Source organism: Crossiella sp. CA198 (assembly GCF_052078295.1).
Classification (GTDB): Bacteria; Actinomycetota; Actinomycetes; order Mycobacteriales; family Pseudonocardiaceae; genus Crossiella.
In genome coordinates, this window is sequence record NZ_JBQJIM010000013.1 from 251,800 (window position 1) to 275,146 (window position 23,347).

A 23,347-nucleotide genomic window follows, 5' to 3' on the forward strand; every position below is an offset into this window, starting at 1 on the left:
CCAACCCCCGATCTTGCCAGGCCAGTTGTCAGGCGGACGTCACATTCCGGGCGAAACTCCGCCACGATGATCGACCCAGCGTGACCCAGGACATGCGTACTGAGACGTAGCCATCCCGCGTCGCGAGCACCCCTGACATGGTGACAAGATGGCGGATGCCCGTCGCGCTGAACCGGCGTCGCCGGCACCAAGAGAACGCCAGCAAACGATGCCTCCATGAGGAGATCGAAGTGACCGACACCTCCGCCGACCTCGTGATCCTTGGCGGCGGCTCGGGCGGCTACGCCTGCGCTCTGCGCGCGAGCCAGCTCGGCCTGTCCGTGATCCTGGTCGAGAAGGACAAGCTCGGTGGCACCTGCCTGCACCGCGGCTGCATCCCGACCAAGGCGCTGCTGCACGCGGCTGAGGTGGCCGACACCGCCAGGGAGAGCGACCAGTTCGGCGTCAAGGCCAGCCTGGACGGCATCGACATGGCCGGGGTCAACACCTACAAGGACACCGTGGTCGGCAACCTGTACAAGGGGCTGGCCGGGATGTTCAAGTCGCGCAAGGGCGTGACCGTGGTGGAGGGCGCTGGCACCTTCGTCGGCCCGAACACCGTGGTCGTCGACGGCCAGCGCTACACCGGCAAGAACGTCGTGCTCGCCACCGGCTCCTACGCCCGCTCGCTGCCCGGCCTGGAGATCGGTGGCCGGGTCCTGACCAGCGATCAGGCCCTCAACCTGGACTTCGTGCCGGAGAAGGTCGTCGTGCTCGGCGGCGGCGTGATCGGCGTGGAGTTCGCCAGCGTGTGGCGCTCCTTCGGCGCCGAGGTCACCATCGTGGAGGCGCTGCCCCGCCTGGTGCCCGCCGAGGACGAGTTCTGCTCCAAGCAGGTCGAGCGCGCTTTCCGCCGCCGCGGCATCAAGTTCAAGACCGGCGTCCGGTTCACCGGCGCCACCCAGACCGACTCCGCGGTGTCGATCACCCTGGAGTCCGGTGAGCAGCTCGACGCCGACATCCTGCTGGTCGCGGTCGGCCGCGGCCCGAACAGCGCGGGCCACGGCTACGAGGAAGCCGGGGTCACCATGGACCGCGGCTTCGTGCTCACCGACGAGTACCTGCGCACCAACCTGCCGAACGTCTACGCGGTCGGCGACCTGGTGCCGGGCCTGCAACTGGCGCACCGCGGCTTCCAGCAGGGCATCCTGATCGCCGAGCAGATCGCCGGGCTCAACCCGAAGCCGATCGACGAGGCCGGCATCCCCCGGGTCACCTACTGCGAGCCCGAGGTCGCCTCGGTCGGCCTCACCGAGGCACAGGCCAAGGACAAGTACGGTTCCGTCGAGACCGTCACCTACGACCTGGCCGGCAACGGCAAGAGCCAGATCCTCAAGACCAAGGGCGCCATCAAGCTGGTGAAGGCCACCGACGGCCCCGTGGTCGGACTGCACATGGTCGGCTCCCGTGTCGGCGAGCTGATCGGCGAGGCTCAGCTCATCTACAACTGGGAGGCATACGCTGACGACGTGGCCCCCCTGGTGCACGCGCACCCCACCCAGAACGAAGCCCTCGGCGAGGCACACCTCGCCCTGGCCGGCAAGCCGCTGCACGCGCACGGCTGACGCTCGGCGCGAGGCAATCCCAGTGAGCACAAGCACGAGGAGCTAGCGAAAGATGGCCTTCTCCGTCCAGATGCCGGCGCTCGGCGAGAGCGTCACGGAGGGCACTGTCACCCGGTGGCTCAAGCAGGTCGGCGACACCGTTGAGGTCGACGAGCCCTTGCTTGAGGTCTCCACCGACAAGGTGGACACCGAGATCCCCTCCCCCGCGGCGGGCGTGTTGCAGCGCATCGTCGTGAACGAGGACGAGACCGTGGACGTGGGCGCCGAACTGGCGGTCATCGGGGACGGCGACGGTGGCGGTTCCGCCCCGGCGCCCGCCGCCGAGCAGCCGGCCGAGGCTCCCGCGGCAGCGCCCGCCCCCGAGCCCGAGCCCGCCCAGCAGGCCGCCCCGGCCCCCGAGCCGGAGCCCGCCGCGGCCCCGGCCGGTGGTGGTGCGGCGCAGGGCACCCCGGTGCCGATGCCCGCCCTCGGCGAGTCCGTCACCGAAGGCACCGTGACCCGGTGGCTCAAGCAGGTCGGCGACACCGTCGCGGTGGACGAGCCGCTGCTGGAGGTCTCCACCGACAAGGTCGACACCGAGATCCCGTCCCCGGTGGCCGGGACCGTGCTGGAGATCAACGTCGGCGAGGACGAGACGGTCGACGTGGGCGCCCAGCTCGCGGTGATCGGCAGCGGCGCACCCGCCGAGCAGGCCGCTCCGGCGCCTGCCCCGGCTCCCGCGCCCGCCCCGGCCGCCGCACCGGCTCCCGCTCCGGCCCCCGCGCCGCAGCAGTCCGCACCGGCACCGGCTCCGGCCGCCGCGCCTGCCCAGCAGGCCCCGGCCGCGCCGTCCGCCGAGGACAACGGCGACGCGCCCTACGTGACGCCGCTGGTCCGCAAGCTCGCCGCGGAGCACAAGGTCGACCTGAACGCGCTCAAGGGCTCCGGTGTCGGCGGCCGCATCCGCAAGCAGGATGTGCTCGCCGCGGTCGAGGAGGCCAAGGCGGCAGCCGCGGCAGCCGCGGCCAAGCCCGCCGCCGCCCCGTCGGCCCCGTCGGCTCCGGCCGCCGCCGGCGCGCCGCGTGCCGCCGCCCCGGCCTCCACGCCGGAAGCGGAACTGCGTGGCAAGACGGTGAAGATGACCAGGCCCCGCCAGGTCATCGCGCGCCGGATGGTCGAGTCGCTGCAGACCTCCGCGCAGCTGACCACGGTGGTCGAGGTGGACGTCACCAAGATCGCCCGGCTGCGGGCACGGGCCAAGGGCACCTTCGAGGCGCGGGAAGGCGTGAAGCTCTCCTTCCTGCCGTTCTTCGCCAAGGCCGCCGTCGAGGCGCTCAAGCAGCACCCGAAGCTGAACGCCTCGATCAACGCCGAGGCCAACGAGGTCATCTACCACGGCGCCGAGCACCTGGTGATCGCGGTGGACACCGAGAAGGGCCTGATGGTCCCGGTCATCCACGACGCGGGCGATCTGAACATCGCGGGCCTGGCCCGCAAGATCGCCGACGTGGCCGACCGGACCCGGCGCAGCAAGATCTCGCCGGACGAGCTGAGCGGCGGCACCTTCACGCTGACCAACACCGGCAGCCGGGGCGCCCTGTTCGACACGCCGATCATCAACCAGCCGCAGGTGGGCATCCTGGGCACCGGCAGCGTGGTCAAGCGCGCCGTCGTGGTGACCGACGAGGCCGGCGGCGACACCATCGCCATCCGCTCCATGGTCTACCTGGCCCTGTCCTACGACCACCGGCTGGTCGACGGCGCCGACGCGGCCCGCTTCCTCACCGCGGTCAAGCAGCGGCTGGAGGAGGGCGCGTTCGAGGCCGACCTGGGTCTCTGACACACCCCGCACGACCGCCGAGAGGCCCTCGCCGCACACCGCGGTGAGGGCCTCTCGGCCATTGGCGGGTCGCGCGATGTCCCGGCATGCACCACGATCGAGTCATGCGAGTGGTGATCGCCGGTTCCTCCGGCCTGATCGGCAGCGCCCTGGTGAGCGAGTTACGGGAGAACGACCACGAGGTCATCCGGCTGGTGCGCCGGGCCCCGGCCGCCCCGGACGAACGCCGCTGGGACCCGCCTGCCGGTGTGCTCGCCGAGGACGCGCTGGACGGCGCGGACGCGGTGGTCAGCCTGGGCGGCGCGGGCATCGGCGACAAGCGCTGGACCGAGGAGCGCAAGCTCCAGCTCAGGGAGAGCAGGCTGGTGCCGACCACCGTGCTGGCCCAAGCCGTTGCCCGGCACCGGATCCCGGTGTTCGTCAGCGGCTCCGCGGTGGGCTACTACGGCGACACCGGCGACCGGGAGATCGACGAGACCGCCGAGACCGGCGCGGGTTTCCTGGCCGAGCTGTGCCGGGACTGGGAGGCGGCCACCCAGCCGGCCGAGCACGTGGGCGCGCGGGTGGTGCGGGTGCGCACCGGACTGGTGCTCTCCGCGCACGGCGGGGTGCTCGGGCGGCTGCGGCCGTTGTTCTCCTTCCTGCTCGGCGGCAGGCTGGGCAGCGGGAACCAGTACATGCCGTGGATCTCCCTGGACGACGAGGTCGGCGCGATCCGGTTCGCCCTGGAACACAGCCAGGTCAGCGGCCCGGTCAACCTCACCGGCCCGGCACCGGTGACCAACAGCGAGTTCACCGCCGCGCTGGCCGACTCACTGCACCGGCCCGCGCCCTGGGTGGTGCCGGAGTTCGCGCTCAAGCTGGTGCTGGGTGCGGAGACCGCGCAGGAGATGGCGTTGTTCGGCCAGCGCGCGCTGCCCGGGGTGCTGCGGTCGCAGGGCTACGTCTTCCAGCACCCGAGCGTGGTCGCGGCCCTGGCCGCCGCCGTGCCTGAAGGCGAACCGGCGGCGTAGGGTCGAGACGTGCTGAACAGCGATCCCCTGTCCTGCCGGGAGTCGGGCGAGCCCGTACTGGTCCGCCACCTCGGCAGCATCGACTACCTCAAGGCCTGGGAACTCCAGCGCGAGGTCCTGGACGCCCGCGCCGACGGCGATGGGCCGGACACCCTGCTGCTGCTGGAACACCCCAGCGTCTACACCGCGGGCAAGCGGACCCAGCCCGCGGACCGGCCCACCGACGGCACCCCGGTGGTCGAGGTCGACCGCGGCGGCAAGATCACCTGGCACGGGCCTGGCCAGCTGGTCGGCTACCCGATCGTCAAGCTCACCGACCCCGTCGACGTGGTCGACTACGTGCGCCGGGTCGAGGAGGGCCTGATCAAGGTCTGCCGCGACCTCGGCCTGCCAGCTGGCCGGGTCGAGGGCCGCAGCGGAGTGTGGCTGCCCGCCGACGAGACCCGGATCGAGCGCAAGATCGCCGCGATCGGCATCCGGGTGCAGCGCGGGGTCACCATGCACGGCTTCGAGATCAACTGCGATGCCGACCTGGCCGCGTTCGAGCGGATCATCCCGTGTGGCATCGCCGATGCCGGGGTCACCTCGCTCAGCGCCGAACTGGGCCGCCAGGTCACCGTGGCCGAGGTCGAGCCGCTGGCCGAGAAGGCGGTCCTGGACGCGCTCTCCGGCGCGCTGCCGCTGTCCGAATGCTGGGTGCCGCGTCCCGAACTGAGTGCCCCCGGAATCACATTCGCGCTGCCGAACTGACACGCCGAGTGATCAGGTAACCGCCAGACCTTGCCCGCACTGCTCCGATCGGGGGTTCCACCACCCCTGACGTGCCTGATCCCGCCACTCACCGACGTAAGCTGGCCCCTCGCTGTCCGGAAGCTGGGGGTCATGCGCCGGAGGGTCCGGTCCAGGGGAGGGTGTCTGTGCACGGCCCGTTGTCCTTCGGTCTGCTCGGTCCACTGCAGGTGCTGCGCGGGGGGCAGCCGATCGCGGTGAAAGCCGCGAAACAGCGGACCGTGCTGGCCAGTCTGCTGCTGCGCGCCAACCAGCACGTGGCCTTCGACGAACTGGCCGAACGGGTCTGGGGCGAGGAGCAGGTCAGCCAGCCCCGGCAGACCCTCCAGGTCTACGTGATGCGGTTGCGCCAGGCCCTCGGCGGTGTGCAGCTGCACACCGAACCCGACGGCTACCGCCTCGAACTCGACCCGGAATCCCTGGACATCCACCGCTTCCGGCGACTCACCGACCAGGTCAAACTCGCCGGCGACGACCCAGGCCGGATCGTCGGACTGCTCACCGAGGCACTCGCCCTCTGGCGCGGCGCCGCGCTGTCCGACGTGCCCTCGGAGTCCCTGCAGTGCGGCGAGGCCCGCTGGCTGGACGAACTGCGGCTGCAGGCGGTGGCCGACCGGCTGCACGCCCGGCTGCGACTGGGCGCGCACCAGGAGGTCGTCGGCGAACTGTACGGGCTCACCGGCCAGTACCCGCTGCGCGAACAGTTCTGGGCCCAGCTCATGCTCGCCCTCTACCGCTCCAACCGCCAGGTCGAGGCCCTGGAGGCGTTCCAGGCGGTCAGCGGCAGGCTGTCGGAGGACCTGGGCGTGGACCCCGGCGAGGAACTGCGCGCCCTGCACCGGGCCATCCTCAACAACGACAGCTCACTCGGCCCGGCCACCGCGCACACCAGCACCCCCGCCGCGACCTCCCCGCGGCAGAGCGGCCTGTCCCAGCTGCCGCCCGGCGTGGCCGACTTCGTCGGGCGCGGCCCGGAGATCACCCACCTCGGCGACCTGCTGCGCGGTGCGGGTTCGGCCATGTCGGTGCCCGTGGTCACCCTCACCGGACCACCCGGTGTCGGCAAGACCGCGCTGGCCATCCGGGCCGGGCACGAGGTGCGCGCGCACTTCCCGGACGGCCAGATCTACGTCAACCTGCACGGCTACTCCCCCGGCCCGCCGCTGGCCCCCGCCGACGTGCTCAGCCGGTTCCTGCGCGCCCTCGGCGTCACCCCGGAACAGATCCCGCTGGATCCCGAGGAACGCGCCGCGCAGTACCGCTCGCTGCTCACCGGGCGGCGGCTGCTCCTGGTGCTGGACAACGCGATCGGCCCGGAACAGGTCCGCGCGCTGCTGCCCGGCGAACCCGGCTGCGCGGTGCTGATCACCAGCCGCAACGCCCTGCGCGGGATGACCGTGCTCGACGGCGCCCGCCCGCTGTCCCTGGAAGTGCTCTCCCCCGCCGACGCCCGCCGCCTGCTCGGCGGCATCCTCGGCCCCGAACTGGTCGCCGCCGAACCCGCCGCCGCGGCCGAACTGGCCCGCCTCTGCGGTCACCTGCCGCTGGCCCTGCGGGTGGCCGCTGGCAACCTGGCCGGGCGGCCCAGCGCGCGGATCGCCGACTACGTGGCCGAACTCAGCGCCGAACGCCTGGCCGGACTGCGCATCGAAGGCGACGACGCCACCGCCGTGCAAGCCGCCTTCGACCTGTCCTACGACATGCTCGACCCGCCTGCCCAGCGACTGTTCCGGCTGCTCGGACTGGTGCCCGGCAACGACTTCACCAAGGAGGTCGCCGCCGCGCTGGCCGGACTCACCCCCGAGGCCGCACTGCCGCTGCTGCGCCAGCTCGGCACCGCCAACCTGGTCCAGCACCAGGCTGGCGACCGGTACCAGGCACACGACCTGCTCCGGCTCTACGCGGCCGAACGCGCCGCCGCCGAGGAAACCGCGGCGGACCTGGACACCGCCCGCCGCGCCCTGCTCGCCTACTACCTGCACACCGCCCGTGCCGCCGCCCGCAGCCTCTACCCGGAGATCGTCCAGCTCCCGCTGCCCGCGCCCCGGCCTGCCCCCGCGCCCCGCCCCTCGGCCGCGATCGCCTGGCTCACCGCGGAAACCGCCAACATCGTGGCCGCCGCCACCATCTGCGCAGGCCCGCTCGCCGCCTACTCCTGGCTGCTCGCCGACGCGCTGCGCGGCTACTTCCACCACACCGGCCACGTCGCCGACTGGCTGCACGTGGTGGAGACCGGCCTGGCCGCCGCACTGGCCGAACCCGACGAACCCGGCGAGGCCGCCATGCGGCTCAGCCTGGGCACCCTGCACTGGACCCTCGGCGACAACCGGGCCGCCGCCGGGCACTACGAACAGGCACTGCGCATTCAGCGCAGGCTCGGCGACCTCGACGGCGAACTGGCCACGCTGAACAACCTCGGCCTGGTCTGCCTCAACCTGGGCAGGCTCACCGACGCGAGCGCGCACCTGCGCAGCGCGCTCGCGCACGCCGACACCCGCGACCCGCACCGGCACGCCATGGCCAGGGCCAACCTCGGCCACCTGTGCGTGGCCCTGGCCGCACTGGACGAGGCCGAAGCGCACGCCAGGGCCATCGTGGCCATCGGCGCCGCCGAAGGCTCCCGGCTGCTGGCCACCTACGGCCACTACGTGCTCGGCCGCGCCCAGCTCGCCCGCGGCGCGCTGGCCCAAGCCGACACCGTGCTCACCGAGGCCCTGGCCACCTTCCGCGAACTGGGCCACCGGCGGATGGAGGTCGAGGTGCTGGCCGCGCTGGCCGAGACCCGCCGTCACCTCGGCGACCACGACCGGGCCGGCGCCGACGCCGAGGAGTCGGTGCGGCTGGCCCGCGGCATGGCGCACCGGGTCGCCGAGGTCAACGCGCTCAACGCGCTGGCCGCCTGCGCCGAACCCCGCCGCGCCGCCGAACTGCACGCCCAGGCGCACGCCCTGGCCACCTCGGGCGGACACGTGTGGGGCCAGGTGGCCGCGCTGCTCGGCCAGTCCGGCACGCACCGCCAGACCGGCCGCCCACGCGACGCGCTGAGCAGCGCCGGCGCCGCCCTGGACCTCGTCGCCGCCGCGGGCGAACCCACCCGGTTCACCCCGGCCGCGCTGCTCGCCCTCGGTGCCGCCCAGCTCGACCTCGGCGACCCCGACGTCGCCCGTGCCAGCGCCGAGGAGGCCGTCCGGCTGGCCACCGGCACCGGCCAGCGCCTGGAACAGGACCTCGGCCTGGCCCTGCTCGGCGAAATCCTGACTGACGAACGGACTCCGATCCTCTAGACTTCCGGAATTACGGAAATCCAGAGGAGGGGTTCTTGTGCTGTCCCGACGCCGCCTGCTGACCACCGGCGCACTGGCCGCCGGTTCCGCGCTGCTGCTGCCCGGCCTGGCCAACGCCACACCCGGCCTGCCCGGCCCGCTCGCCGCGCCCACGACCAGCGATTTCAGCACCCGCGAGGGCTGGCTGGCCTGGTTCGCCGCGCACCGCGACCAGGTCGGCGTCCTCGCCGACAACGGCGCGCACGCCTGCCTGGCACACCGCGCGCAGGTGTCCCAGCCACTGGCCTCCGCGGTCAAACCGGTGCACCTGGCCGCCTACACCCTCTCCGGCCTGGCCCCGGACACGAAGGTCACCGTCGGCGACTGGGAACGCTTCTACCTGCCGCACACCGACGGCGGCGCGCACGAACACGCCCAGCGGCTGCTCGGCATCGAGGCGGACCCGGTGACCAAGCTGGCCAAGAACCCGGCCCAGCAGGTCACCCTGGACCAGATCGCCGGCACCATGATCTATTTCAGCGACAACGCGGCCACCGACTACCTGCGGCACCGCCTCGGCGCGGCCGCCCTGCGCCGGGCCGCGCTGCGCGGCGGCTGGGCAGGCGTGGACACCCGCTCCAAACTGGCCGACTTCCTCTACCTGCTGCTGCCGGAGGAGGTCCGGCCCGGGGTGCCGCGGCTGAGGATGGGCGAGCAGCTCGAACAGCGCTTCCTGACCGACCCGGCCTTCCGGGACCGGGCCAGGGCGCGCATCGTCACCGGCCCGCTGCCCTCCTGGGAGACCCAGGTCGCCTGGGCCAGGGACAGCGGCGGCGCGAGCGCGGCCACCCTGGCCGCCTTCCACCGGGCCGCGGCCACCGGCCGGTTCCCCGAGGCCACCCGGCGGCACCTGGAACACACCCGGTCCGGCTCGCTGCCACCCGGCGTCGCGGGCATCGGCTGGAAGGGCGGCTCGCTGGCCGGGGTGCTGGTACTGGCCGGTTACACCCGCTGGAACGACGGCCGGGCCGGCTCGGCCGCGTTGCTGCTCCAGGAACTGAGCGCGGCGGACTGGGCGGGCATGAACGCCGAGGGCTCGCTGCTGTTCCCGGTGTTCGAGGACCTGACGCTGGATCCGGCCTGGCAGGGCAGGGTCGCGCGGGCGCTGCGCGGGTAGCCGGGCATGCTGATCCGATGAGCGAGACGGAGCTGGCCGGCCGGGTGGCCGAACTGGAGGCCAGGGTGGCGGCCCTGGAGGGCATCGCCGAGCAGGTGCTGGCCGACACCGGCGGCGTGGTCTCCTACCAGGGCAGACTCACCGAACCGGGTGAGCTGGACTGGACGATCACGCTGCCGGTGGCCAGGGTGCTGGGCCTGCCGGACGGCCCGCGCCTGGAGGTGCTGGCCGCGCTGGGCCACCCGGTCCGGGCCAAGGTGGTGCGGGTGCTCGCCCAGCACGGCCCGCAGGGCGCGGCCGAACTCCAGGCCGCCGCCGAGGTCGGCTCGACCGGCCAGCTCTACCACCACCTCAAGCCGCTGACCACCAGCGGCCTGGTGGACCAGGACGGCCGCGGCCGGTACCGGCTGCGCGCCACGGCCATGGTGCCGGTGCTGATCCTGCTGGCCGCCGCCGCGGACATCGCCGGACAGCTCAAGTCCTGATGGCGGGAGGCGCTCAGGCGAACTGCGGCATGACCTCGGTCGCCACCAGCTCCACGTGGTCCAGGTCGGCCAGATCGAGCACCTGCAGGTAGATCCGGCTGATCCCGGTCCGCTCCCGCCAGGCGCCCAGCTTGTCCACCGCCTCGGCCACCGTGCCTGCCAGCCCGTTCTCCCGCAGCTCAGGCACCTCGCGGCCGATCACCGCGGCCCGGCGGGTCACCTCGGCCTCGTCCCGGCCAACGCAGAGCACCAGCGCGGCCGAGCGGATGATCTCCTTGGGGTCCCGGCCGATGGCCGCGCAGGCCGCCTCGACCCGCTCGAACTGGCGCACCGCGGTGGCTGGATCGGCGAAGGGCAGGTTGAACTCGGCCGCGTACTGCGCCGCCAGCGCCGGCGTGCGCTTGGCGCCCCGGCCACCGATGAGCACCGGCGGACCGCCCGCCCGCACCGGCTTGGGCAGCGCGGGCGAGTCGGTGAGCCGGTAGTGCTCGCCGTCAAAACTGAAGGTCTCGCCCACCGGCGTGCGCCACAGCCCGGTGATCACCGCGAGCTGCTCGGCGTAGCGGTCGAAACGCTCGGCCACATCCGGGAACGGGATGCCGTAGTTGGCGTGCTCGGTCTCGAACCAGCCGGCACCCAGCCCGAACTCCACCCGGCCGCCGGACATCTCGTCCACCTGCGCGACCTGGATCGCCAGCGGTCCCGGATAGCGGAAGGTGGCCGCGGTCATCAGCGTGCCCAGCCGGATCCGGCTGGTCTCCCTGGCCAGACCGGCCAGCGTCACCCAGGCGTCGGTGGGGCCGGGCAGGCCGCTGACCGAGCCCATCTTGAGGTAGTGGTCGGAGCGGAAGAACGCGTCGTAACCGGCGTCTTCGGCAGTCCGCGCCACCCGCAGCAGATCGTCGTAGGTCGCCCCCTGCTGGGGCTCGGTGAAGATCCTGAAGTCCACCGGCACACGCTAACCCGGGTTCAGCGGCGGCGCGTCCGGCGCGGTGTGGCGGTCTCCACCCGGATCGGTTCGGCGTTGCCCACCTTGTGCAGCAGCCGCAGCCCGGCCATCACCCGCTCGATGCACAGGCCGACCTCCTCGCTGGCCTTCTTCGGGTCCGCCGCGTTGGCGATCTGGGTGGCGCTGCCGGCCAGCGCGCCGAACATCAGCCGGGACATCGGCTCGATCGGCAGGTCGTCGATCTCACCGGACTCGGCCAGCCCGACCACGGTGGCCCGCACCAGGCCGTAGCTGAACTGCTCCTCAGCCTCCCGCCAGCGCTCCCAGCCCATCACCACCGGACCCTCGTGCAGCACGATCCGCTGGTAGGAGGGCTCCAGGCAGACCTTGAGGTAGGCGCGCAGACCCGCCATCGCGCTCTCCCACGGGTCGCCTGGCTGGGAGACGATCTTGGCCAGCCGGGCCAGCATGTCGGTCTCCACCGCGTCGAAGGCGGCCTCGAACAACGCCTGCTTGCCGCCGAAATGGTGGTAGAGCGCGCCCTTGGTGACCCTGGCCCTGGCCGCGATCTCATCCAGCGAGGTGCCCGCGTAGCCCTTCCGGCTGAACAGCTCCATGGCGCTGTCCACCAGGGCCTGCCTGGTGGATTCCGAATATTCCATACGCCGCGGCCGCGCTGTCGCCATACTCACAACACTACGACATACCGAGAGTACGTACTCATGGTATGTTCTCCGTGTCGGAGCCATACCGTCAGTACGCCGGAAACTCCGGGTATGGGCGGTCCACGGCAAGGAGGGGCATCATGAGCTGGAACGACTTCTACCGACGGCGCGATGTCATCAACGCCGTGCTGCGTCAGGCCGAACGGACCGGGGACCCCGTGCTGCCGTTTGAAGACGTCCAGCACGCCGCTGACGTCTTCGCCGACCGCGCCGAGTTGCTGGCCGCCCTGCACTACCGCTGGATGCTGCGCCTGACCGGCCACCTCGAACTCGCCCTGCACGAGCACGGCGACCGGGTCGAGGCCGCCACCAGCGCCTGGCAGCGCCTGGCCACCGAGGAACCCACCCTGCGCCGCCTGCTCGACGCGGGAGCCCAGACCATCCCGGCCGCCATCGCGCACGAACAGCGCACCCTGGCCCTGGTCACCGGCCTGGCCGACGCCCGCGAACCGGCCGAGCAGATCGAACGCGTCGGCGCCGCCTTCCTGGTCCTCGCTCGTGACGGCGCTCGCCCGGCCCGCTGCACCTCCACCCGGAACTTCTTCCGCGGCTTCGCCGCGAGCGCCTGAGTTCCGCCGCCGCACCCGGTGACCGGGTGCGGCGGCGGAACTCCCGGCCGCCCGGTGCGTTGGTCAGGGTGTCGAGGAGACTGAACCCCGACGGCGGCGAGACGGGGTGGACGGCATGCGGAACTGGACGGCCGAGGACATGCCGGACCAGAGCGGGCGCACGGTGGTGATCACCGGGGCCAACTCCGGCCTGGGCCTGCACAGCGCCTACGCGCTGGCCGCCAAGGGCGCTCACCTGCTGCTGGCCTGCCGCTCCCCGGAACGCGGGGCCCGCGCCGTCGCCCAGGTCCGCACCACCGCGCCGCGGGCCAAGGTGGAACTGGTCCGCCTCGACCTCGGTGACCTGGCCTCGGTGCGCGTGGCCGCCGCGGACATCCGGGAACGCGCGGGCGACCGGGTGCACGTGCTGATGAACAACGCGGGCGTGTTCTGCCCGCCGCTGGGCCGCACCGCGGACGGTTTCGAGACCCAGATGGGCGTCAACCACCTCGGCCACGCCGCGCTGACCTGGCTGCTCATGCCCGCACTGCGGCAAAGCCCGGACGCGCGAGTGATCACCCTGTCCAGCCTGGCGCACCGGCGCACCACGCTGCGCCTGGACGACCTCAACTACGAACGCCGCCGCTACAACGCCTTCGCCGGCTACGGCGAGGCCAAACTGGCCAACCTGATGTTCGCCCAGGAACTGGACCGCCGGCTGTCCGCGGCCGACCTGGACGTGCGCAGCCTGGCCGCGCACCCCGGCCTGACCGACACCGAACTGGGCGCCAACGGCGGCCGGGCCCGCAAGAACAAGGTCCTGGAACTGGGCGTCAACCTGTTCAACAAGGTCGCCACCATGCGCCCCGAACGCGGCGTGCTGTCCCAGCTCTACGCGGCCACCGCGCCGGAGGTGCGCGGCGGCCAGTACTACGGCCCGGCCGGCGCTGGCGAGGTGTGGGGCGGACCTGGCCTGGCGGCCTGCTCACCGGAGTCCCAGGACCTGGCCGTGGCGGCCCGGTTGTACGAACTGAGCGGCGAGTTGACCGGGATCGCGCCCGACCCGGCCTGACGTGTGATCGGCCACTCCCCCGCTGGGCTGGGGTCCCCGGCCCCGGGGACGTAGGCTGGCGGTCATGACCGTGGTGCCCGAGGGCCGCAAGCTTCTGCGGCTGGAGGTTCGTAACAGCCAGACGCCCATCGAGAAGAAGCCCTCGTGGATCAAGACCAGGGCGAAGATGGGTCCCGAGTACCGCGAGCTGAAGGGCCTCGTCAAACGCGAGGGCCTGCACACGGTCTGCGAGGAAGCCGGCTGCCCCAACATCTATGAGTGCTGGGAAGACCGCGAGGCCACCTTCCTCATCGGCGGTGACCAGTGCACCCGGCGCTGCGACTTCTGCCAGATCGACACCGGCAAGCCCGCCGACTTCGACGCCGAGGAACCGCGCCGGGTCGCCGAGTCGGTGCAGGCGATGGGCCTGCGCTACTCCACCGTCACCGGCGTCGCCCGCGACGACCTGCCCGACGGCGGCGCCTGGCTCTACGCCGAGACGGTCCGCCAGATCCACGCGCTCAACCCTGGCACCGGCGTCGAGCTGCTCATCCCGGACTTCAACGCCGACCCCGAGCAGCTGGCCGAGGTCTTCGGCTCCCGCCCCGAGGTGCTGGCGCACAACCTGGAGACGGTGCCGCGGATCTTCAAGCGGATCCGCCCCGCCTTCCGCTACGAGCGCTCCCTCCAGGTGATCACCGAGGCCCGCGAGTTCGGCCTGGTCACCAAGAGCAACCTGATCCTCGGCATGGGCGAGACCCCCGAAGAGGTCACCGAGGCGCTGCAGGACCTGCACGACGCGGGCTGCGACATCATCACCATCACCCAGTACCTGCGGCCGAGCCTGCGCCACCACCCGGTGGAGCGCTGGGTCAAGCCGGAGGAGTTCGTGCAGCACAAGGAGACCGCGGAGAAGATCGGTTTCGCCGGGGTCATGGCGGGCCCGCTGGTCCGCTCCTCCTACCGCGCCGGACGGCTCTACGCCCAGGCGAAGAAGTTCCGCGGCGAGCAGATCCCCGAGCACCTGAACCACCTCTCCGAGGCCGGTCCGGGCGCCCAGGAGATCACCGCCCTGCTCGCGAGGTGAGGATCAACCGCCCGAATAGGTGAGCCGGGGCCACGGCCGTATCCTGGGACCATGGCCTCGAAGCCCCCCAAGCCGGACAAGGCGGCTGCCAAGGCGGCAAGCCGCGAGAAGCGCGCCGCGTCCAAGGCACGTCGCAAGCAGATCTTCGAAGCGTTCAAGATGCAGCGCCGTGAGGACAAGTGGCTGGTGCCGCTGATGATCCTCTCGGTGCTTGGCGCTACCGGCGTGGTGTTCGGCATCGGCTGGCTGATCGGCTACCCGTGGGTGGTGCTGCCGCTGGGCATCGCCATCGGCGCGCTGATCGCGGTGAGCATCTTCGGCCGCCGGGTGCAGCGCAACGTGTACTCCAAGGCCGACGGCCAGCCCGGCGCGGCGGCGTGGGCGCTGGACAACCTGCGCGGCAAGTGGCGGGTCACCCAGGCGGTGGCGGGCACCACCCAGCTCGACGCGGTGCACCGGGTGCTCGGCCGCCCGGGTGTGGTGCTGGTCGCCGAGGGCGCGCCGCACCGGGTGAAGCCGCTGATCGCGCAGGAGAAGAAGCGCATCGGCCGCATCATCGGCGACACCCCGATCTACGACGTCATCGTCGGCAACGAGGAAGCGGACAAGCAGGTCCCGCTGCGCCGCCTGCAGACCTACCTGTCCAAGCTGCCGCGCAACATCACCGTGGCGCAGATGGATGTCATCGAGAAGCGGCTCTCCGCGCTGGCCAGCCGCGGCGCGGCACTGCCCAAGGGTCCGCTGCCGCAGGGCGCGAAGATGCGCAACGTGCAGCGCACCATCCGCCGCCGCTGAGCCGTCGCCGGGCCCTGGCGGCCCGGCTCTGTCTGGGTCAGCGCGCGATGGTCATGACGGTGCGGGCGACGTGGTCGTGCAGGCCACGTCCGTCCACATCCATCACCAGCGGCGGGATCACCAGGCACAGCAGCAGGGTGCGCAGCACCGAATGCCCGAACGAGATCCGCTCCCCGGCGTCGGCCAGCGAGGTCGGCTTGATGCCAACCACCCAGTGCCCGGGGGTCCGGCCGAAGGCGGCCAGGCTGACCACGGTCAGCAACGCGAACAGCGCCATCGCCGACACCGCCGGGTTGGTGGTGAGGAAGTTGCCGATCAGCGCGCCCGGCAACCAGTCGATGAGCAGGGCCAGGAACCGGCGACCGGTACCGGCCACCGAGCCCAGCCCGGCCTCGGGCAGGCCGAGTCGCTCCCCTCGGTAACCGGGTTCCGCCGCCGGATCACTCTCCCGCGCCGAGCCCGGTCCTGACAGCCACGAACCCGTCCACCTGCTCACGGTGTCAAGGGTAGGACGGGCGGTTGACCTTGCCCCGACCAGGTGGCGCCGTTCCCCGAAATGGGGTGTCGTTAACACCGGTGAAACACTCGGGTGATGACCGAGCAACACCATGGTCATACGGTCTGCTGGCAACAGGGCCGGTCCCGCACCGGTTCTCCTGACCGCGTGCGAGCACGCCGGCCCTGCCGGCACAACGACGAAGGAGCCAACGAGGGTGTTCACCAATCCCGACGAGGTCCTGAGCTTCATCTCTGACAACGATGTGAAGTTCATTGACGTGCGGTTCTGCGACCTGCCCGGCATCATGCAGCACTTCACGGTGCCGGCCACCTCGTTCGAGCGCGAGACGTTCGAGGAGGGCCTCGCCTTCGACGGGTCCTCGGTGCGTGGTTTCCAGTCGATCCACGAGTCGGACATGCTGCTGCTGCCCGACGTGGCCACCTCGCGCCTCGATCCGTTCCGGATCGAGAAGACCCTCATCATCAACTTCTTCGTGCACGACCCGCTGACCCGGGAGCCGTACAGCCGCGACCCGCGCAACATCGCGCGCAAGGCCGAGCAGTACATCACCGAGTCCGGCGTCGCCGACAGCTGCTTCTTCGGCGCCGAGGCGGAGTTCTACCTGTTCGACTCGGTACGCTTCGACACCACCGAGAACGCCTCCTTCCACGAGATCGACTCCGTCGCGGGCTGGTGGAACACCGGCACCGACGAAGAGGGCGGCAACAAGGGCTACAAGGTCAAGTTCAAGGGCGGCTACTTCCCGGTCTCCCCGACCGACCACTTCGCCGACCTGCGCGACAAGATCACGCTGAACCTGATCGACTCCGGCTTCACCGTCGAGCGCGCCCACCACGAGGTCGGCACCGCCGGACAGGCCGAGATCAACTACAAGTTCAACACCCTGCTGCACGCCGCGGACGACCTGCAGCTGTTCAAGTACATCGTCAAGAACACCGCGTGGGCCAACGGCAAGACCGCCACCTTCATGCCGAAGCCGCTCTTCGGTGACAACGGCTCGGGCATGCACGCCCACCAGTCGCTGTGGAAGGAAGGCTCCCCGCTCTTCCACGACGAGTCCGGCTACGGCGGCCTGTCCGACACCGCCCGGCACTACGTCGGCGGCCTGCTGCACCACGCCCCGAGCCTGCTGGCCTTCACCAACCCGACGGTGAACTCCTACCACCGCCTGGTCCCCGGCTACGAGGCCCCGGTCAACCTGGTCTACAGCTCCCGCAACCGCTCGGCCTGCATCCGCATCCCGATCACCGGGAACAACCCCAAGGCCAAGCGCGTCGAGTTCCGCTGCCCGGACTCCTCCGGCAACCCGTACCTGGCCTTCGCCGCCATGCTGATGGCCGGCCTGGACGGCATCAAGAACAAGATCGAGCCCCCGGCCCCGATCGACAAGGACCTCTACGAGCTCCCCCCCGAGGAAGCCAAGAACGTCCCCCAGGTCCCCGGCTCCCTGGACGAGGTCCTCAACAACCTGGAACGCGACCACGACTTCCTCCTCGAAGGCGGCGTGTTCACCCCAGACGTCATCGAGACCTGGATCTCCTACAAGCGCGAGAACGAGATCGACCCGATCCGCCTGCGCCCGCACCCGTACGAGTTCGCGCTCTACTACGACGTGTGATCCGCGGTAGCTGAAAACGGCTGAGGGCCGGGTGGTCGCACTGACCACCCGGCCCTCAGCCGTTCCTGCGTACGGGACCGCCACACCACGTCCGACCCCGGAAGTGGCTACTCAAGTCACCCGAAAGTGGCTACCCAGTACCTCCGAATCTGGCTACCACCACCCTCCGAATCTGGATACCCTCATCGCGTGCCCGCCAACTACCAGCCACGACTGGTCGACGGCCTACTGGCCCGTCGGCTCATCCACCATCCCGCCGTGTTGCTGGTGGGACCGCGGGCGACCGGCAAAACCACCACGGCGGCTCAGCTCGCGCGCAGCGAGCTGAGGCTGGACGACCGGGCGCAAGCGGTCGCCGTCGAGGCCGATGCCGATGCCGCGCTCCGTGGTCTGGCCGAGCCGGTCCTGATCGACGAATGGCAGATCGTGCCGGACGTGCTGGGCGCGGTGAAACGATCAGTGGACGCCGATTCCCGGCCAGGCCGGTTCCTGATCACCGGATCGGTCCGCGGCGATGTCGACTCCCCGATGTGGCCGGGGACCGGGCGACTGCTCCGGGTGGCGATGTTCGGGCTGACCGTCGGTGAGCTGCGCGGCAGGCTTCCTCGGTTGCCGTTGCTCGACCGGCTCGCTGCGGACGGCATCGAGCCACTGATGACGGGTCCGGCCGAACAGCTTGATCTGCGTGACTACGCCGAACTGGCCGCCGGCGGCGGATTTCCCCAGCCCGTCCTGCGACTGCCCTCAGCCGAGCGCGGTCCCTGGTTGGAAAGCTATCTCGAACAACTGCTCACCCAGGATGTCGCGATGCTCGCGACCCACCGCGACCCGCAGTTGCTCCGCAGGTACCTGGAATCCTGTGCCCTGAACACGGCGGGCGTCACCGATCATCGCAGCATCTACAGCACGGCGGGGGTGGCCAAAGCCACCGGCGAGGCCTATGACCGGTTGCTGCGCAACCTGCTGATCATCGACACCTTGCCCGCCTGGTGGACCAACCACATCAAGCGATTGGTCCGTGGTCCCAAGCGATACCTGGTCGACCCCTCGCTCGTACTCGCCGCGCTGCGAGTCGGCGTTCCCGGGCTGATGAAGGACGGGGATCTACTCGGCCGGATCATCGACACGTTCGTCGTGGCCCAGCTACGCGCACAGCTTCCCACCTGTGAGACCCAGCCCCGCCTCTACCATCTCCGCCAGGAGAAAGGGCAACACGAGGTCGACGTCATCGTCGAGTACGGCGGTGGCCGCGTGTTCGCCTTCGAGATCAAGGCGAACAGCGCACCCAGTCGAGCGGACGCCCGGCACCTCGCCTGGCTGCGGGCCGAACTGGGCGACCGCTTCATCGGCGGCGCCGTACTGCACACCGGACCGCGCGCCTTTCCCTTGGGCGACAACATCATCGCCGCCCCGATCTCCGCGTTGTGGAGCTGAACCCGGTCCTGGCGGGTTCTACCCAAGCTCCTTCTCCACCGCAGCGATCACATCCGCCGGCACCTTCCCCCGCCCAGTCCCCAGCAGCCACCGCTCCAACCCGCGGTCCCCCGCGTCCCGCACCGACTTGTCCGCCAGCCGCACCACCTGCCAAACCCGGGCAGGCTCAGCCCCCTCGGCCAGCCGCACCAGAAACCCCCGGTAGCCCAGGTTCTCCTCGGGTGCGGCGGCCTTGGTCGTGGGCAGCGCGTCGATGCGGCGGCGTAGTTCGGTCGAGTCGGTGGCCGAGAGCACCCAGGTCGGGTTGGGCATTCCCGAGTAGATGTCGAGTTCTACTTCGATCGGGTCGGTCACCGGTGGGGCTCCTGACTGCTGTGTGCCGCACGCGACCAGGGAGGCCAGTAGCAGTGCGACGCCGAGCTGGGGTTTCATGCCACGAAGGCCGTGTCGTTGTTTTGGTAGAAGTAGCCGCAGAAGTCGGTGTAGTTGCCGCGGCAGATGTTGTTCGGGGCGTAGCCGCGGCCGTTCTCCTGGTAGATCGAGTTGCCGCAGTCGTCGGTGTACTTCGCGGGGGTGCCGCCGGGTTTGTGGCCCCACCACCAGTTCGGGCCGCCGGTGACCAGGCGGTAGAAGTGGTAGTCGCGGCCGGGCCAGATGACCATGGCGATGGTCAGGGTGTTGGTCTGGCAGCCGTCGACCCAGCCGTCGGCGCGCAGGCCGTCGGTGACGTTGCCGCAGCTCATCACGGTGGCCGGGCGGCCGCCACGTCGGCCGGGCAGGGCGTAGCGGACGTCGGCGAGGTGGTTGCTGGCGAAGCAGTAGCAGTTGTTGCGGGTGACGTGGGCCGGGTCGTTGAAGTAGTTCGCGTTGGCGCTGAACAGGTTCGAGCCGCAGGCCCACCAGGTGCCGCCCTGCACGCCCAGGTCGCCGGTTTCGTTGGCCTGGTCCGGGTTCTCGCCTTCGGTGGCTTGCTGGACGCGGTCGGTGGGCGCCATGGACTGGGCGGCGGTCTGGATCAGGCTGACGCCCTGGCCTGCGATCTCGGTCAGTTCGTCGTCCACGCCGCTGTCCTTGACCGAGCTGGACGTGCCGAGCAGCCAGTCGGCGATCGGCTCGTCGGCCGGGCGGCTGCCGACGCGGAAGGTCAGCGGGAGGCCGGCGCCTGCGGCCAGCCGGGTGTCGTTCCAGGCGCCGTCGGTGGACTTGATCATGCGCACCAGCAGGCCGCGGTAGCCCAGGCTGAACTGCTCGTCCTCGGTGGCCACCGGCGAGAGCTGGTCTGGGTAGGCGGTGACCCGCTCGATCAGCTCGCGCTCCTGCGTGTCGGTGAGTCGCCAGGTCGGGTTCGGCATTCCGGAGAAGATGTCGAGTTCCACTTCCAGCACGGTGTTTCCCCCTTGCCGTGACGGGCGGAATTGCCCCTTCAACCCAGTAGAGCCCAGTGCGGTCCGGGAAATACCGCCGCACGCCATCGAGGGTCCCAAACGCTGCCCAATCGGGCAAGCAGCACCGAGTCCGGTTCAAGGTAAAACCAATTCGGGCCGGGCGCCTGCGTTTACCCGGTCGCGCTCTGGTCCACTGTGGCCAGCAGCTGGCTGGCCAGCCGGGTGCGCACGTACAGCACCTCCCGGCCTCGCCGCTGCGAGGTGACCAGGGCGTTACGCCGCAGTACGGACAGGTGCTGGCTGACCGCGGGCGCGGTCAGGCCCACCGTGGCGGCCAGTTGCGTGGTCGACCTGGGTAAATCCAATTGCAGTAACAACAAAGCCCGACTGCGGCCGATGAGTTCACCCAACGGCAGATCGTATTCCGCATCGCCGGGATTTCGCCAGACCGATGCGACGCCGTGCGGTGGATAAGCCAGGGTCGGCCGATAGGGCTCGTTCAACACGACAAAGGGAGTCGGCCAGGCGAACACGGTCGGCACCAGCAGCAATCCCGTGTTCCCGGGAAGATCTTTCTCGCCGGAATGCCTGGCCAGGTCGATGTCGAGCCTGCCAGCGGTGTAGCGGACGTCCGGGTGCAGCCGGTCGAACGCGGCGGCGGTGCCGCCAGTGGCCAGACTGGTGGCCAGCCTGGTGAACTCCGCGTCCAGCACCGCGTTCATCCGCGGCTGACTCGGTTCGATGACCAGCCGCCGGTACCGGGCCAGGGTGTCGGCGAGGCGGGGCAGTTCGCGCGCCGGATCGGCGTGCAGGGGACGCAGTGCGGGCGGCAGCGCGGCAGCTGGGGCGAGTTCTTCCAACGCCGAGCGGACCGCGGCGGCCGGGGTGGCCAGCAGCTGGTCGAGTTCGGCGCCGAAGTCGGTGTCCCAGCCCGAGGGCGGCAGCAGCAGGAAGTCCGGCAGCCAGCCGGGGCGGCAGGTCAGGGCCAGTGCCACGGTCAGGTCCAGGCCGGTGATCTCGCGGCGGGCCTCGGCGATCCAGCGCTGGTGCACGAAGTGCCGGGCCGGGTCGCCCAGGGTGCGCAGGCTGCCGGTCACCTCATACAGCGGCGAGCGGGCCAGCCGGACCTTGGTCAGGTCCTCGGCACGCATCCGGAGGCTGATCACGGCCCCAGGGTAAACGCCGGGTCCGTCAATTAAGCGAGCGCGAAATGGTGGGCGGAGCGGCCCGCCGCGGGCGCAGGGTGGGCGGTGAGCCGCGCTGGGCGGCACTGGAACCGGGGAGCATCGCCGTGCCCGACACCCTTGACCTGTCCGCGCTGGGCAACATCGACCCGGCCTGGACGCACCTACGCAAGCAGGTCACGCCGGCGGCGGAGCTGGCACTGCCCGGCGCCCGCCTGAAGTGGTACCACGTGCACCGCCCTGACCAGCCGATCCCGGCCGCGGACCACGCCCGCGCGCGGGAGTTCCTCACCGCCGAGGTGGCCGCGGGCCGGGTGGTGACCCGCGGTGACCTGGGGTTCGTCGTGCTGCACAGTTCGGGCGAGGTGCTCTTCGTGCTGCTGTGCCTGTGGCGCGGCGTCAACGAGATGTGGCAGGCCGGCTACGCCAGCACCGGCGGCGGCCCGTTCACCCCCGTGCAGCAGGCGGACGGCCTCACCCCGACCCAGTGCGTGTGGGAACTCGGACCCACCACGCATGAGCGGGTGGCCTGGTCGCACTACCTGGAGTCCGCCCGCGACCAAGACGCCAAACTCGCCTACCTGGCCGATCGGCTCACCGGCCTGGTCTGACCCCCGCGGCCCCGGATCACCCGGCCAGCAGCGCCTGGCAGATCCGGGGCAGCGCCACGCCGATCGGCTCGCGGATCACCTCGGTCGCGTACTCGTCGTACGGCGTCGGCGCCGCGTTGACCACCACCAGCTTCGCCCCGGCCCGCACCGCCACCGCGCACAGCGAGGCGGCCGGCTCGACCTGCAGCGAACTGCCCACCACCAGGAACACCTGGCTCGCCGCGGCGATCGTGCGCGCCTGCCCGATGACCTCGGCGTCCAGCTGCTGGCCGAACAGGATCACCCCGAGCTTCAGGATGCCGCCACAGTCCACACAGGACGGATCCAGCTCACCACCGCGGACCCGGTCCAGCACCGCCGGCGTCGGCGTCCGCGCGGCACAGCCGACACAGACGGCGCCGTGCATGCTGCCGTGCAGTTCCAGGACCTTGCGGGCGGGCACCCCGGCACGCTGGTGCAGGCCGTCGATGTTCTGGGTCAGCACCCGGACCGCGGGGCCCGCGCTCAACCCGGCCAGCGCCAGGTGAGCTGGATTGGGCTGCGCGAGCCAGGCCGGGTGCGTCAGGTAACGCTGCCAGAAGCGCTGCCGGATCTCCGGGTCGGTCAGGAAGTTGTCCAGGGTGAACAGGTTGGCCAGCTTGGGATCGCGGGTCCAGATGCCGTCCGGGCCCCGGTAGTCGGGGATGCCGGAGTCGGTGGAGATGCCCGCGCCGGTCAGCACGGCGATCCGCCGCACCCCGCGCGCCCAGTCGGTCATGGTCGCCGAGGCTAGTCAGCGCGGGCCGGCCGGGCCATCGGTTTCCGGGACACCCAGGTGCCATCGCGGACGGCACACTGTCCACATGCGCCTCCCGCACGGCTCGACCAGCTTCAACGTCACCACCCCCGGCCCCGGCCCGAAGCAGTTCCGCACCCTGATCACCGCCGTGGCCCGGGAGTTCGGCGCCCATGTCGAGGAGTTCCTGCTCCCCGACGGGACGCCGAACCACGTCATCGCCCGCCTGCGCGAGCGGGAGCGACGCTTCGAGCTGCGCTGCCACGACTCGCTGTTCCTGCTCGCTTTCGCCGAGGTGTCAACGACTCCTGGCGCGCCACCGGTCTTCCGGGACGAGCCACGCTGGGCCGAACTACTCCAGGCCAGGTCGGAATTCCGGGTCTACACCAAGGAAGAACTCGACACCCCACTGTCCAGAGTGGACCTCAGCGAGCTGAACCCGGTCGAGCACAAGCAGATCCGCTACTGGCGGCCGGACACCGTCGGTGAGCTGACCTTCAACCACTGGGACTGAG

Annotated in this window: 22 protein-coding genes; 15 read left to right on the plus strand and 7 right to left on the minus strand. The window is 71.1% G+C overall.

The features are described 5' to 3' along the window. The first annotated feature begins 230 nt into the window (after positions 1 to 230). The 7 genes from lpdA to ACTOWY_RS23100 all read left to right on the plus strand — a co-directional run bounded on the left by lpdA (position 231) and on the right by ACTOWY_RS23100 (position 10,150). The gene (gene lpdA / locus ACTOWY_RS23070; RefSeq protein ID WP_441311729.1) at positions 231 to 1,604 is read left to right on the plus strand and encodes a dihydrolipoyl dehydrogenase; all 1,374 of its coding nucleotides are present in this window, start codon (positions 231 to 233) and stop codon (positions 1,602 to 1,604) included. Between the two features lie 52 nt (positions 1,605 to 1,656). Further along, positions 1,657 to 3,423: a 2-oxoglutarate dehydrogenase, E2 component, dihydrolipoamide succinyltransferase gene (gene sucB, locus ACTOWY_RS23075; protein ID WP_441311730.1), complete on the plus strand. Its 1,767-nt coding sequence runs from the start codon at positions 1,657 to 1,659 to the stop codon at positions 3,421 to 3,423. Between the two features lie 104 nt (positions 3,424 to 3,527). Then, positions 3,528 to 4,436 carry a TIGR01777 family oxidoreductase gene (locus tag ACTOWY_RS23080; protein WP_441311731.1) on the plus strand — a complete coding sequence of 303 codons (909 nt, stop codon included), beginning with the start codon at positions 3,528 to 3,530 and terminating at the stop codon, positions 4,434 to 4,436. A 12-nt stretch (positions 4,437 to 4,448) separates the two neighbouring features. Beyond that, positions 4,449 to 5,186, plus strand: coding sequence for a lipoyl(octanoyl) transferase LipB (gene lipB / locus ACTOWY_RS23085; RefSeq protein ID WP_441311765.1), 738 nt, complete (start codon positions 4,449 to 4,451; stop codon positions 5,184 to 5,186). A gap of 167 nt (positions 5,187 to 5,353) precedes the next feature. Then, a complete protein-coding gene (locus ACTOWY_RS23090) occupies positions 5,354 to 8,509 on the plus strand; it encodes a BTAD domain-containing putative transcriptional regulator (RefSeq protein WP_441311732.1) in 3,156 nt (1,051 codons plus the stop codon). Positions 8,510 to 8,546: 37 nt separating this feature from the next. Next, complete coding sequence (locus ACTOWY_RS23095) at positions 8,547 to 9,665, plus strand: serine hydrolase (protein WP_441311733.1); 1,119 nt, start codon at positions 8,547 to 8,549, stop codon at positions 9,663 to 9,665. Positions 9,666 to 9,682: 17 nt separating this feature from the next. After that, a complete protein-coding gene (locus ACTOWY_RS23100) occupies positions 9,683 to 10,150 on the plus strand; it encodes a helix-turn-helix domain-containing protein (protein ID WP_441311734.1) in 468 nt (155 codons plus the stop codon). Positions 10,151 to 10,163: 13 nt separating this feature from the next. Here the strand turns inward: ACTOWY_RS23100 and ACTOWY_RS23105 are convergent, their stop codons facing one another. Together ACTOWY_RS23105 and ACTOWY_RS23110 are read right to left on the minus strand one after the other, a co-directional pair. Then, positions 10,164 to 11,099: an LLM class F420-dependent oxidoreductase gene (locus ACTOWY_RS23105; protein ID WP_441311735.1), complete on the minus strand. Its 936-nt coding sequence runs from the start codon at positions 11,097 to 11,099 to the stop codon at positions 10,164 to 10,166. A gap of 20 nt (positions 11,100 to 11,119) precedes the next feature. Continuing rightward, complete coding sequence (locus tag ACTOWY_RS23110) at positions 11,120 to 11,785, minus strand: TetR/AcrR family transcriptional regulator (RefSeq protein WP_441311736.1); 666 nt, start codon at positions 11,783 to 11,785, stop codon at positions 11,120 to 11,122. 119 nt (positions 11,786 to 11,904) lie between these two features. On the opposite strand from ACTOWY_RS23110, the gene ACTOWY_RS23115 reads away from it, so the two are divergent. The 4 genes from ACTOWY_RS23115 (at position 11,905) to ACTOWY_RS23130 (ending at position 15,305) form a co-directional block, all read left to right on the plus strand. Then, complete coding sequence (locus ACTOWY_RS23115) at positions 11,905 to 12,393, plus strand: hypothetical protein (protein ID WP_441311737.1); 489 nt, start codon at positions 11,905 to 11,907, stop codon at positions 12,391 to 12,393. 115 nt (positions 12,394 to 12,508) lie between these two features. Next, on the plus strand, positions 12,509 to 13,444 hold the full coding sequence (locus ACTOWY_RS23120) for an oxidoreductase (RefSeq protein WP_441311738.1): 936 nt from the start codon (positions 12,509 to 12,511) through the stop codon (positions 13,442 to 13,444). A gap of 64 nt (positions 13,445 to 13,508) precedes the next feature. Next, the gene (gene lipA, locus ACTOWY_RS23125) at positions 13,509 to 14,510 is read left to right on the plus strand and encodes a lipoyl synthase (protein WP_441311739.1); all 1,002 of its coding nucleotides are present in this window, start codon (positions 13,509 to 13,511) and stop codon (positions 14,508 to 14,510) included. Between the two features lie 51 nt (positions 14,511 to 14,561). Then, positions 14,562 to 15,305 carry a DUF4191 domain-containing protein gene (locus tag ACTOWY_RS23130; protein ID WP_247766136.1) on the plus strand — a complete coding sequence of 248 codons (744 nt, stop codon included), beginning with the start codon at positions 14,562 to 14,564 and terminating at the stop codon, positions 15,303 to 15,305. 37 nt (positions 15,306 to 15,342) lie between these two features. On the opposite strand, the gene ACTOWY_RS23135 is transcribed toward ACTOWY_RS23130, so the two are convergent. After that, positions 15,343 to 15,801: an RDD family protein gene (locus ACTOWY_RS23135; RefSeq protein ID WP_441311740.1), complete on the minus strand. Its 459-nt coding sequence runs from the start codon at positions 15,799 to 15,801 to the stop codon at positions 15,343 to 15,345. Positions 15,802 to 16,018: 217 nt separating this feature from the next. Between ACTOWY_RS23135 and glnA the strand changes: the two genes are divergently transcribed. Together glnA and ACTOWY_RS23145 are read left to right on the plus strand one after the other, a co-directional pair. Continuing rightward, a complete protein-coding gene (gene glnA / locus ACTOWY_RS23140; protein ID WP_441311741.1) occupies positions 16,019 to 17,443 on the plus strand; it encodes a type I glutamate--ammonia ligase in 1,425 nt (474 codons plus the stop codon). 189 nt (positions 17,444 to 17,632) lie between these two features. Continuing rightward, positions 17,633 to 18,877, plus strand: coding sequence for an ATP-binding protein (locus ACTOWY_RS23145; protein WP_441311742.1), 1,245 nt, complete (start codon positions 17,633 to 17,635; stop codon positions 18,875 to 18,877). Between the two features lie 18 nt (positions 18,878 to 18,895). Here the strand turns inward: ACTOWY_RS23145 and ACTOWY_RS23150 are convergent, their stop codons facing one another. From ACTOWY_RS23150 to ACTOWY_RS23160, 3 genes are all read right to left on the minus strand, one after another. Beyond that, positions 18,896 to 19,231 carry a hypothetical protein gene (locus ACTOWY_RS23150; protein ID WP_441311743.1) on the minus strand — a complete coding sequence of 112 codons (336 nt, stop codon included), beginning with the start codon at positions 19,229 to 19,231 and terminating at the stop codon, positions 18,896 to 18,898. Positions 19,232 to 19,305: 74 nt separating this feature from the next. Then, positions 19,306 to 20,262, minus strand: coding sequence for a hypothetical protein (locus tag ACTOWY_RS23155; protein ID WP_441311744.1), 957 nt, complete (start codon positions 20,260 to 20,262; stop codon positions 19,306 to 19,308). A 170-nt stretch (positions 20,263 to 20,432) separates the two neighbouring features. Continuing rightward, positions 20,433 to 21,428, minus strand: coding sequence for an ArsR/SmtB family transcription factor (locus ACTOWY_RS23160; protein ID WP_441311745.1), 996 nt, complete (start codon positions 21,426 to 21,428; stop codon positions 20,433 to 20,435). Positions 21,429 to 21,553: 125 nt separating this feature from the next. Here ACTOWY_RS23160 and ACTOWY_RS23165 point away from each other — a divergent pair, with 125 nt between their 5' ends. Beyond that, positions 21,554 to 22,057: a hypothetical protein gene (locus ACTOWY_RS23165; RefSeq protein WP_441311746.1), complete on the plus strand. Its 504-nt coding sequence runs from the start codon at positions 21,554 to 21,556 to the stop codon at positions 22,055 to 22,057. 16 nt (positions 22,058 to 22,073) lie between these two features. On the opposite strand, the gene ACTOWY_RS23170 is transcribed toward ACTOWY_RS23165, so the two are convergent. Then, the gene (locus tag ACTOWY_RS23170; protein WP_441311747.1) at positions 22,074 to 22,814 is read right to left on the minus strand and encodes an SIR2 family NAD-dependent protein deacylase; all 741 of its coding nucleotides are present in this window, start codon (positions 22,812 to 22,814) and stop codon (positions 22,074 to 22,076) included. Positions 22,815 to 22,899: 85 nt separating this feature from the next. Between ACTOWY_RS23170 and ACTOWY_RS23175 the strand changes: the two genes are divergently transcribed. Then, complete coding sequence (locus ACTOWY_RS23175; protein ID WP_441311748.1) at positions 22,900 to 23,346, plus strand: hypothetical protein; 447 nt, start codon at positions 22,900 to 22,902, stop codon at positions 23,344 to 23,346. Position 23,347: the final 1 nt, after the last annotated feature.